Source organism: Shewanella sp. 10N.286.52.B9 (assembly GCF_002873635.1).
GTDB lineage: Bacteria > Pseudomonadota > Gammaproteobacteria > Enterobacterales > Shewanellaceae > Shewanella.
Map to the genome: position 1 here is coordinate 1 of NZ_MCTY01000191.1, position 11,596 is coordinate 11,596.

The window sequence follows — 11,596 nt, forward strand, 5'->3', positions numbered from 1 at the left end:
TAACAATATTATTAACTCAGTTGAGTTTATATAATTTATAACCAAAAACTTTATTCAGCTGAAAATAAATTTGTGTAAAAAGTGACAGCTACAAAAAAAGACGCCGAAGCGTCTTTTTCTTAAAATAATTGCAAGAGCAATTATTTTTTACCAAGTGCACCAAAGCGCTTGTTGAATTTGTCGATACGACCACCAGTGTCTACAACTTTCTGAGTACCAGTGTAGAATGGGTGACATGCGCCACATACGTCCAAGTGCAAGTTTTTACCAGCAGTTGAATTTACTTTAATGATGTTACCACAAGTACAAGTTGCAGTAATTTCAGCGTAGTCTGGGTGGATACCTGTTTTCATTTGGATTACCTTTTAATAGAGGCCACGTCGCTCTCCCAACCCGAAGTTGAGCACCACATGCGTTAATAACAATAGTGTTTTAGGCGCGCAATAGTACAGTATGTGTCCAGACCAAACAAGTGCTATTTATTGGCTACGGTGTTTAGCTTCTATCGACTCAAATTCAAGCTTCGCATCGGCCTTTGTTATATATTGATTCAACTGAACTTTTGTCGGGCATCGCAATGGCACATCTTGTTTGATTAAGTGAATTTTCTGCTGAGAAAACGCCTGAGGATTGGCCTCATAAAGCGCTAACATCGCCCCATAAACATGGGTATTCCACGATGTAGCATAACGTGACGCAATCCCCCATAAGGTCTCAGTGTTATTACGCTCAACCATACAAGCTTGACTGTTATTGCTGTTATTACTCGCCGTTACAATAATAGGATCCTTTTCGGCTGGTGTTGCAGCTAACGGGACTTTTTTGAGTGCTTTAGCGGCATCGATTTTAATATCACTGCGACCATTTGGCTTTATGTAAGGGGCATCAAATACCGACAATACCGCATACTGCTGCCAGCTATTGCCCTTATATTCACTGACAATCAGCTTAGCATTAGGGTCACTGACATCATCAACACCTATGGCATAGAGCATAAAGCGACTCACAGGTTGCAGCATTAACTCCTCAACAACCTCATTTGCTCCAACGGTTTGACGTAAGTGAAAACTCAGCCGTGAAAGATCATCGTTAGCGGCCACAATATTAAGCTTTAATTGCGGATGCTGATCTAGCTTAAAATGGCGGCTATTGATACTGATATGACTCAGCGCTGCTTGGGCACTAAACGAAAATAAAAACACAGACAGTGCTAGGGTATGTTTGCTAAATAATCCTTTTAACATCAATTTTCTCTTATCCTATTTATTTACGGTCTAGCTGGAGTAAACTAGAGCTTCACAATTCTGAATGATGATGACTTATGCCTGTGTTTGTTGAGGTTGCATTGCCCGTTCCCATGCGGCAAACCTTTAGTTACCAAATCCCTGAAGCCAACGTAGCACAAATAAAGCTTGGACTGCGGGTAAAAGTGCCTTTTGGTCGACAGCAACTAATTGGGCTTATTACTGCCATTAAAGATGACTGCGACGTGCCAGCAAACAAGATTAAAGCTATCACTGAACTGCTGGATGATAAACCGTTACTGCCTGAAAGTTTGTACAAATTAACACTTTGGGCGGCAAGATATTACTTTGCCAGCCAAGGGCAAATGCTCAGCCAAGCCTTACCGGTTGCCCTGCGTAAAGGGTCAAGTGCTCAACCGCAGACTGTGACTGTATTTGCGTTAAACGAGCAAGGCAAGCAAGTCGATATCAGCGTGCTCAAAAGAGCGCCAGCACAAAAGAAATTATTCGAATTACTGCAGCAGTCGGCCATCAGCCAAGATGAATTTACCACCCAAGAGCTCAGTAAATTGGCCTTTAAAGCCCTTGAAGATAAAGGCTGGGTTGAGCGCCAACACATCACCAATGCCGCCGACTTAAGCTGGCGTCAACAATTGGTCATGACAGAAACCCCACTTAAACTTAATAAACAGCAAGCAGTGGCAGTATCTATCCTTAATCAGCAGCAAGGGTTTCATTGCAGTTTATTAGAGGGCATTACTGGATCTGGTAAAACCGAAGTCTATTTGTCAGTATTAGAAACTATCCTAAAGCAAGGTAAACAAGCGCTGATTTTGGTGCCTGAAATAGGCTTAACACCGCAAACCATTAACCGCTTTAAGCGCCGATTTGATGTCAATATTGCCGTTATTCACTCCGCATTAACTGACAACCAGCGTTTAGAGGCTTGGCGTCAGGCCCGTAGCGGTGAAGCCGCGATTATTATCGGCACTCGCTCGGCATTATTTACCCCAATGGCATATCCGGGGCTTATCATTCTTGATGAAGAACATGACAGCAGCTTTAAGCAGCAAGAAGGGGTGCGTTATCACGCCCGCGATTTAGCTGTTATGCGCGGCCACTTAGAAGATATTCAAGTGATTTTAGGTTCGGCAACGCCATCGCTAGAATCGCTACAGAATGCCATTTCAGGCCGTTATGCCCACTTAGAACTCGGCGAACGCGCAGGTGCAGCCCAAAAAGTGAAGCAAGGAATTATCGATATTCGCTCCCATCCGCTTAAGGCCGGCATGAGCGCCTCAATGATCAATGAAATGCGTATGCACCTAGATGCGGGCAACCAAGTATTACTATTTCTAAACCGCCGTGGCTTTTCGCCAGCCCTACTTTGTCATGAGTGCGGACATTTGCATGAATGCGATCGCTGCGATGCCTTTTTTACTGTTCATCAAGGTTTAAATGAAATCTGCTGTCACCATTGTGGCAATCAATATGCTATTCCTCATCAATGCCATGAGTGCGGCAGCACCATGTTAATGGGCCATGGCACCGGCACAGAGCAATTGGCACAAGCCTTAGCACAAGAGTTTCCCCAATATCCGGTAGTGAGGATCGATCGTGACACCACCCGCAGAAAAGGCTCATTAGAAAAACAGCTCAACGGCATTTTAAAAGGTGAATATAAAATTTTAGTGGGCACCCAAATGCTAGCTAAAGGGCATCATTTTCCAGATGTGACTTTAGTGGGATTAATGGATGTCGATGGCGCTTTATTCAGCGCTGACTTTCGAGCCCCAGAGCGCTTTGCGCAGCTTTATACCCAGGTTTCAGGCCGCGCCGGCCGTGCTGATAAGCCCGGTAAAGTATTACTACAAACCCATCAAAGTGATAACCCCATATTAAGGGATTTACTGCAGCACGGTTATGGTAAGTTTGCCCGCGGGCAATTACTTGAGCGCCAACAAGCCCTGTTACCACCCGCTTGGCACATGGTGCTGCTTAGAGCCGATGCCCATTTAGCAGAAGATGCCGATAGCTTTCTCAATCAGGTGGCCAGCTTATTACCCCAAGATAAAGAGTTTGAAGTCATTGGCCCAATGCCTGCTCCATTGGATCGTAAAGCGGGCAAATACCGCCGCCAGTTATTATTCCAAGCTAAAAATAGACAACGATTACAACAGGTTTTTGAGCAAGTATTGCCAACCATTGAGGCATTGCCTGAAAGTAAAAAATGCCGTTGGAGCATTGACCGCGACCCGCAAGATTTAATGTAATCAGCTTGGCTTATTCTGCGATAAAATTCGCTTTGCTGAAATTTAAAAAAAATCTCGAATAAAAACACTATCGAGATAGCATTCGAGTATCAAAAGCGGCTAAAATAGTCGGTTACTCCTGTCTTTTACTTTAAGTTAGTGCTGATAAACGCCCATGAAATCACATATTGCATCTTTACTAGAACAAACCGTCGACTCTTTTAAGCAACAAGGCATTGTCCCAGCTGATTTTCAGGCTCGCATTCAAGTTGAGCGCACTAAAGATAAAACTCATGGTGATTTAGCCACTAACTTAGCGATGATGCTAACCAAAGTTGCTAAAAAGAACCCGCGCGATATCGCTCAGCTAATCATCGACAACCTACCGGCATCTAGCCATGTGGCTAAAGTTGAAATTGCAGGCCCTGGTTTCATCAACTTCTTTATTGATGAAAATGCCTTAGCGAATCAACTGCAAGATGCATTAAACAGTGAGCATTTAGGGATCACCTTACCTGAATCACAAACCATTGTAGTTGATTACTCATCACCAAACCTTGCCAAAGAAATGCACGTAGGTCATCTACGTTCAACCATTATTGGTGACAGTGTAGTACGCGCACTAGAATTTTTAGGCCATAAGGTCATTCGTCAAAACCATGTGGGTGACTGGGGCACTCAGTTCGGCATGTTACTGGCATATATGGAAGAGCTTCGCGCAGCTCATGGCGAACAAGCTGATCTTGAGCTATCTGATTTAGAAACTTTCTACCGTGAAGCAAAAGTACGTTTTGATGAATCAAGCGACTTTGCTACCCGCGCCCGTAACTTAGTCGTATCACTGCAATCAGGTGATGAATACTGCAACAAACTGTGGCGTGAATTTAATGATATTTCGTTAGCCCATTGTCATGAGGTATACAAACGTCTTGGGGTGACCTTAACCCGTGAAGATGTTCATGGCGAAAGTGCTTACAACGATGATTTAGCCCAAGTGGTTACAGACTTAGCAGCTAAAGGATTATTAAGCGAAAGTAATGGCGCTAAAGTGGTATTCCAAGAAGAGTTTCGCACCAAAGAAGGCGAGCCTCTACCGGTTATTATTCAAAAAGCAGATGGCGGTTATTTATATGCCACCTCTGATTTAGCGGCAATGCGTTACCGCTCAAATGTATTAAAAGCCGATCGCGCCCTGTACTTTGTCGACTTGCGCCAAGCACTGCATTTCCAACAAGTATTCAAACTGGCTAAAACTGCCGGTTTCGTCCGTGAAGGTTTATCGCTAGAGCACACAGGTTTCGGCACCATGAATGGCCCTGATGGTCGTCCATTTAAAACCCGTAGTGGTGGCGTTGTTAAGTTAGTCGATTTACTCGATGAAGCAAACACTCGCGCCGTTGAATTAGTGCGTAGCAAAAACCCTGATATGGACGAAGAGACACTCCTTGAAGTGGCTCGCGTTGTAGGTATTAGCTCAGTTAAATATGCTGACCTTTCAAAAAACCGTGCCAGCGATTATATCTTTAGCTTTGAGCAAATGCTCAGCTTTGAAGGTAATACCGCTCCGTACCTACTTTATGCTTACACCCGTGTTGCAGGCATCTTTAAACGTGCAGCAGATGTTGACTTAAGTCAGGCTAAAATCGTGCTTGAACACGATAAAGAAAAGCAACTCGGCACTAAGCTTGCTCAGTTTGGCGAAGTATTAACTCGCATGACAGAAAAAGGCTTGCCACATGTTATGTGTGCCTATGTTTATGAGCTAGCCAGTGAATTCTCAAGTTTTTATGAAGCTTGCCCTGTGCTTGCCGCTGAAACTGAAGCGCAAAAACAAAGCCGTTTATTATTGGCGCAGTTAACTTCAAAAACCTTAAAAACCGGTTTGTCGCTGTTAGGCATCGAAACCTTAGAGCGTATGTAAATGAGCCGAGATTACGCTAATAAAAAGCCTAGTCCCAAAAAACGTTCGGCATCTAAAAAGAGAGGCGCAGCTCAGCAAAAGCGCTCTATTCCTTATTTGCCGACCTTGGTGGTCATTTTACTGTTAGGCGGTTTTGGTTATTTCTTGTGGTTTATCAGTGGTAGTTCTGATGATGCTACGCCTGAGTCAGCACCAGCAAGCCAAGTGGTTGAAAAGCCAACGCCAAAACCTGCGAAAAAAGACCCTAATGCCCTGCCGCCAAAGCCAACGGAGCAGTGGACTTATTTGGAAGAGCTAGAAAATAAAAGTATTGATATTGAAGTGCCAGAAGGTGCGATGAAGTCTCAAGGCCCTTACCAAATGCAATGCGCCTCATTTAGAAAGCTTGCTCAGGCTGAAGAAATGAAAGCCGTGATTGCCTTTCAAGGTCTAGAAGCCCAAGTGAGAGCGACCCAAGGCACGACTGGCGTGTGGCATAAAGTGATCTTAGGGCCATTTGAGTCAAAACGTGCCGCAGAGCGTGCCAGACATAAATTGCAGCGTGCTAGCATTAATGGCTGCCAAATTTGGCTATGGGAATACTAAACTTAGCGAAGTGAGAGTTCAGCCTCAGTAGCCAAGAACTTATAAACAACTCAAAAAAGACGCTAACATTGTTAGCGTCTTTTTTATTCCCTTGAATTTCTATTAACCACCCCCATATCTAGTTTATCAACCAGCAGCAGACTATTTTACGCTGCAGTCGTTAAGAGGATTTACCGTGACTACTATCGTTTCCGTTCGCCGCAATAATCAAGTTGTCATCGCAGGTGATGGCCAAGTATCCCTTGGCAATACCGTCATGAAAGGCAATGCACGTAAGGTGCGTCGCTTATACCAAAATAAAGTTATCGCAGGTTTTGCTGGCGGCACAGCCGATGCATTTACTCTTTTTGAGCGTTTTGAAACCAAGCTCGAAATGCATCAAGGCCATTTATTAAAATCAGCCGTTGAACTCGCCAAAGATTGGCGCACCGACAAAATGCTCCGCAACCTTGAAGCCATGCTTATTGTCGCCGACACCAAAGAATCATTAATCATTACCGGTAACGGCGATGTGGTTCAGCCTGAGCATGACCTAATTGCAATTGGTTCTGGTGGCAACTATGCCCACGCTTCTGCGCTAGCCTTATTACAAAATACCGATTTAAGTGCCCGTGACATTGCAGAAAAATCATTAACGATTGCCGGTGATATATGTGTATTCACCAACCAACATAAAACCGTTGAGCAAATCGACTACTAAATTAGCACGTAAGGAATTATCTATGTCTGAAATGACCCCACGCGAGATTGTCCATGAGCTAGACTCGCACATCATTGGTCAAAAAAATGCTAAACGTTCTGTAGCCGTTGCGCTTCGTAACCGTTGGAGACGCATGCAACTTGAAGCCTCATTTCGCCAAGAAGTGACGCCAAAGAACATTTTAATGATTGGCCCAACCGGTGTCGGTAAAACTGAAATTGCCCGCCGTTTAGCAAAACTAGCTAATGCGCCTTTCATTAAAGTAGAAGCCACTAAATTCACTGAAGTGGGTTATGTCGGTAAAGAAGTTGAGCAAATCATCCGTGATTTAACTGACTCAGCCGTGAAAATGACCCGCGAACAGCAAATGAAAAAAGGCCGTCATCGCGCTGAAGAGCTTGCAGAAGAGCGCATCCTTGATGCCCTATTGCCTAAGCCAAAAGAAGACTGGGATACTGAAAAGAAAGATGATTCAAATACCCGTCAAATCTTCCGTAAGAAATTACGAGAAGGCCAGCTAGACGATAAAGAAATTGATATCGACTTAGCCGCGCCGCAAGTGGGTGTTGAGATCATGTCACCTCCAGGCATGGAAGAGATGACTAATCAGCTTCAAAGTATGTTCCAAAACATGGGGCAAACTAAAGAAAACCGTAAAAAGGTTAAAATTAAAGAAGCCTTCAAGCTGCTTATCGAAGAAGAAGCTGCAAAACTTGTCAATCAAGAAGACATGAAAGAGCAAGCTATCGACTTGGTAGAGCAAAACGGTATCGTATTTTTAGATGAAATCGACAAGATTTGTAAGCGCGGCGAAAGCTCAGGCCCTGACGTATCACGTGAAGGGGTACAACGTGACTTACTGCCATTAATCGAAGGTTGTACTGTGACCACTAAACACGGCATGGTCAAAACCGACCACATCTTGTTTATCGCCTCAGGTGCATTCCAGATGTCTAAGCCATCGGATTTAATCCCTGAGCTTCAAGGTCGTTTACCAATCCGTGTTGAGCTAAGTGCACTCACCGCTGATGACTTTAAACGTATTCTAACTGAGCCACATGCATCATTAACCGAGCAATATGTGGCGTTAATGGGGACTGAAGGCGTTAAAGTTGAATTTAGTGAATGTGGTATTGAACGCATTGCTAAAGCGGCTTGGCAAGTGAACGAGACCACTGAAAACATCGGTGCTCGTCGCCTGCATACTGTGATGGAAAAGCTGATGGAAGAGATTTCATATGACGCTTCAGAAAAATCAGGTAGCACCTTTGTAATTGATGCCGACTATGTCAATGATCACTTAGATGCCCTAGTAGAAGATGAAGACTTAAGCCGCTTCATTTTGTAGTGATTACTTAAGCTTATCTCAACCTAGCTGTGATCTATTACTAATTTAGCCTCACAGATATTAGGAAATTAAAGGTGAATAGTGCCACAATGGACTATCACCTTTTTTATTGTCTATCATTGCCAGCCAAGAGTATCTTAACGTTGCTGACAGTATTTTAAAGAGAGCAATGCCATGAACCAGCAAGCCAATAGCCCCGTTGTAACCAATCTTAAATTAAAGCGTAAATCTAAGTTACTTGAAGTGAGCTTTGAAAGCGGTGAAGTGTTTAATATCAGCTGCGAAATGCTACGTGTTCACTCCCCTTCAGCTGAAGTGCAGCGCCACGGCAATCCAATTTTGGTCACCCACAAGAAAAACGTCAATATCACTGCCATTGAGCCTGTAGGCAATTATGCAGTAAAAATCATTTTTGATGATGGTCATGATACCGGCTTGTTTTCGTGGAAGATTTTATTTGAACTGGGTAATCAACAAGTGGAAATCTGGGAACGGTATTTAGCACGACTTCGTGCCGAAAAAGGTTCACGTGAACCCTTGATTGATATGAATATCAAATACTCTTAGTTTGGTATTTCCAAACTTGGTTTGGGCATTTTTAGTCATCAAAAAGTAATGGCTATCCGCTCAAAATCCCAATTCCAAGACACAAAAATGCCAGCTTAATCGCTGGCATTTTTTATATCGATTGTTACTTTTTAAAGATTACACTGCAGCTTGAAAAATCACGCTGTCAGCTTTCTTAGTGTAAGAATCAATTTGATCAAAGTTCAAGTAACGGTAAGTATCAGCTGCAGTTGCATCTAACTCTTTCGCGTATTCTTGATACTCTGCTGGTGACGGTAGACGGCCTAACAATGCCGCTACTGCTGCTAACTCAGCTGAAGCTAAGTACACATTTGCACCTGTACCTAAACGGTTAGGGAAGTTACGCGTTGACGTTGAAACAACGGTCGCACCTTCAGCAACACGTGCTTGGTTACCCATACACAGTGAACAACCTGGGATTTCGATACGCGCACCAACACGGCCAAAGATCGCGTAGTAACCTTCTTCAGTTAACTGGTCTTTATCCATCTTAGTTGGCGGTGCAATCCATAAGCGAGTCGGCAAGGTCGTGGCAAACTTCTCTAGCATTTTACCGGTTGCGCGGAAATGACCAATGTTAGTCATACAAGAACCAACAAACACTTCGTCAATTTTTGTTTCTGCAACTGATGATAGTAATACCGCATCATCTGGATCGTTTGGCGCACAAAGAATTGGCTCTTTGATATCGTTCAAATCGATTTCAATAATTTCAGCATATTCAGCATCTGCATCTGCTTCCATTAGCTCTGGGTTTGCTAACCACTCTTGCATCGCTGTAATACGACGCTCGATGGTACGGCGGTCACCATAACCTTCAGAAATCATCCACTTCAACATCACGATGTTAGAGTTTAGGTATTCAATGATTGGCTCTTTATCTAGCTTAATCGTACAACCTGCAGCACTTCGTTCTGCTGATGCATCAGATAATTCGAATGCTTGTTCAACTTTAAGTTGCTCAAGACCTTCAATTTCTAATACGCGGCCAGAGAAAGCGTTAATTTTGCCTTTCTTCTCTACCGTTAACAGACCCATTTCAATGGCTTTAAGCGGGATAGAATGAACTAGGTCACGTAAGGTGATACCTGGTTGCATTTCACCTTTAAAGCGCACCAAAATTGATTCAGGCATATCAAGAGGCATAACACCTGTTGCAGCAGCAAATGCTACTAGGCCAGAACCGGCTGGGAATGAAATACCGATTGGGAAACGGGTATGTGAATCACCACCAGTACCAACGGTATCAGGTAGTAACATACGGTTTAACCAAGAGTGAATAACCCCGTCACCTGGACGCAGTGCAACACCGCCACGATTCATGATGAAATCAGGTAAGGTGTGGTGAGTGTTCACATCGATAGGTTTAGGATAAGCCGCAGTGTGGCAGAAAGACTGCATGGTTAAATCGGCGCTAAAGCCTAAACATGCTAAATCTTTCAGTTCGTCACGGGTCATTGGGCCTGTGGTGTCTTGTGAACCAACTGAAGTCATTTTAGGTTCGCAGTATTGACCTGGGCGAATACCTTTAACACCACATGCTTTACCAACCATTTTTTGTGCCAGCGTAAAGCCTTTATTGGTTGCAACCACATCTTGTGGGCGAACAAACACTTCAGAAGCCGCAAGGCCTAATGTTTCACGGGCACGGTCAGTTAACCCGCGGCCAATGATCAATGGAATACGGCCACCAGCACGTACTTCATCAAGCAGTACCTCGGTTTTTAGCTCGAACGTAGAGATAACTTCATCGCTACCGTTACGCTTAACGACGCCTTCGTATGGATAGATGTCGATAACATCGCCCATGTTCATCTTGTCTACGTTAAGCTCGATTGGTAGCGCGCCTGCATCTTCCATGGTGTTGAAAAAGATAGGGGCAATTTTACCACCTAAGCAGAAACCACCTGCACGCTTGTTTGGCGCATAAGGGATATCATCGCCCATGAACCATAGTACTGAGTTAGTCGCTGATTTACGTGAAGAACCGGTACCAACAACATCACCCACATAAACAAGCGGGTAACCTTTGCCTTTAAGGGCTTCGATTTCTTTAACTGGACCAACAGTGCCAGCAACATCAGGTACAATACCGTCACGGGCATTTTTCAGCATCGCTAAAGCATGTAATGGGATGTCTGGACGAGACCATGCATCAGGAGCCGGAGACAAGTCATCTGTGTTTGTCTCGCCTGATACTTTAAATACGGTCAAGGTGATCTTTTCAGCTAATTTAGGACGGTTTAAGAACCATTCTGCTTCGGCCCAAGACTCAACAACTTGCTTAGCAAAAGCATTACCTTTTTGCATTTTTTCTACCACGTCGTGGTAGGCATCAAACATCAATAAGGTGTTTGATAACGCAGTAACCGCGATTGGCGCAAGTGCATCATTATCTAATTGAGCGATAAGCGGTTCAATGTTGTAACCGCCCTGCATGGTACCTAATAGCTCGGTAGCACGCTCAGCTGAAAGGATGGGTGACGATACAGTGCCTTGAGCCACTGCATCTAAGAATGCTGCTTTTACGTAGGCAGCTTCATCAACACCTGGGGGAATACGATTCTCTAATAAGTCAAGAATCACGGCCTCTTCACCAGCAGGCGGCGTCTCAACTAACTTCACTAATTCAGCCACTTGTTGTGCATCTAATGGCTTAGGGACAACACCCTCTGCAGCACGTTCTGCGACGTGTTTACGATATGCTTCTAGCACGGCAACATTCCTCTTTGTTATTGCGCCTAACAGCGAAACTGAACGTCATTCAATATAGAGAATGACCATTCCACAGGTTCGGGCTTGAAATCCGACCCGTAGTATACTACAGGTTTGCAAAAGTATGAATTAGATCACACTCTATCGGAGGCGAAATCTATCTGAATTTTGAGTTCGATGGCTAATTTACAGCTCACTTTAAACAAATAAAATTAGACGATAGTTTAAAACATTATAAAAAAT

9 protein-coding genes are annotated in these 11,596 nt (G+C 43.9%); 6 read left to right on the forward strand and 3 right to left on the reverse strand.

Annotated elements, in window-relative coordinates:
• Positions 1–140: 140 nt before the first annotated feature.
• Positions 141–353: a 50S ribosomal protein L31 gene (rpmE, locus tag BCU91_RS14375; RefSeq protein ID WP_076538513.1), complete on the reverse strand. Its 213-nt coding sequence runs from the start codon at positions 351–353 to the stop codon at positions 141–143.
• 126 nt (positions 354–479) lie between these two features.
• On the reverse strand, positions 480–1,244 hold the full coding sequence (locus BCU91_RS14380) for a FimV/HubP family polar landmark protein (protein ID WP_102440016.1): 765 nt from the start codon (positions 1,242–1,244) through the stop codon (positions 480–482).
• Between the two features lie 77 nt (positions 1,245–1,321).
• Here BCU91_RS14380 and priA point away from each other — a divergent pair, with 77 nt between their 5' ends.
• From priA to BCU91_RS14410, 6 genes are all read left to right on the forward strand, one after another.
• On the forward strand, positions 1,322–3,517 hold the full coding sequence (gene priA, locus BCU91_RS14385; protein ID WP_102531748.1) for a primosomal protein N': 2,196 nt from the start codon (positions 1,322–1,324) through the stop codon (positions 3,515–3,517).
• Between the two features lie 154 nt (positions 3,518–3,671).
• Positions 3,672–5,417 carry an arginine--tRNA ligase gene (gene argS / locus BCU91_RS14390; RefSeq protein ID WP_102440018.1) on the forward strand — a complete coding sequence of 582 codons (1,746 nt, stop codon included), beginning with the start codon at positions 3,672–3,674 and terminating at the stop codon, positions 5,415–5,417.
• Positions 5,418–6,002, forward strand: a complete 585-nt coding sequence (locus BCU91_RS14395) for an SPOR domain-containing protein (RefSeq protein WP_102440019.1) — start codon at positions 5,418–5,420, stop codon at positions 6,000–6,002.
• Positions 6,003–6,177: 175 nt separating this feature from the next.
• Positions 6,178–6,702, forward strand: coding sequence for an ATP-dependent protease subunit HslV (gene hslV, locus BCU91_RS14400; protein ID WP_076538501.1), 525 nt, complete (start codon positions 6,178–6,180; stop codon positions 6,700–6,702).
• A 22-nt stretch (positions 6,703–6,724) separates the two neighbouring features.
• Complete coding sequence (hslU, locus tag BCU91_RS14405; protein WP_102440020.1) at positions 6,725–8,050, forward strand: ATP-dependent protease ATPase subunit HslU; 1,326 nt, start codon at positions 6,725–6,727, stop codon at positions 8,048–8,050.
• Positions 8,051–8,224: 174 nt separating this feature from the next.
• Positions 8,225–8,617 carry a gamma-butyrobetaine hydroxylase-like domain-containing protein gene (locus BCU91_RS14410; protein WP_076538497.1) on the forward strand — a complete coding sequence of 131 codons (393 nt, stop codon included), beginning with the start codon at positions 8,225–8,227 and terminating at the stop codon, positions 8,615–8,617.
• A 138-nt stretch (positions 8,618–8,755) separates the two neighbouring features.
• On the opposite strand, the gene acnB is transcribed toward BCU91_RS14410, so the two are convergent.
• Positions 8,756–11,353: a bifunctional aconitate hydratase 2/2-methylisocitrate dehydratase gene (acnB, locus tag BCU91_RS14415; RefSeq protein WP_102475445.1), complete on the reverse strand. Its 2,598-nt coding sequence runs from the start codon at positions 11,351–11,353 to the stop codon at positions 8,756–8,758.
• Positions 11,354–11,596: the final 243 nt, after the last annotated feature.

Bases quoted from the DNA above. Each gene is read 5' to 3' on its own strand.
- rpmE (WP_076538513.1), bottom strand. From the start codon at position 353: ATGAAAACAGGTATCCACCCAGACTACGCTGAAATTACTGCAACTTGT.
- BCU91_RS14380 (WP_102440016.1), bottom strand. From the start codon at position 1,244: ATGTTAAAAGGATTATTTAGCAAACATACCCTAGCACTGTCTGTGTTT.
- priA (WP_102531748.1), top strand. From the start codon at position 1,322: ATGCCTGTGTTTGTTGAGGTTGCATTGCCCGTTCCCATGCGGCAAACC.
- argS (WP_102440018.1), top strand. From the start codon at position 3,672: ATGAAATCACATATTGCATCTTTACTAGAACAAACCGTCGACTCTTTT.
- BCU91_RS14395 (WP_102440019.1), top strand. From the start codon at position 5,418: ATGAGCCGAGATTACGCTAATAAAAAGCCTAGTCCCAAAAAACGTTCG.
- hslU (WP_102440020.1), top strand. From the start codon at position 6,725: ATGTCTGAAATGACCCCACGCGAGATTGTCCATGAGCTAGACTCGCAC.
- BCU91_RS14410 (WP_076538497.1), top strand. From the start codon at position 8,225: ATGAACCAGCAAGCCAATAGCCCCGTTGTAACCAATCTTAAATTAAAG.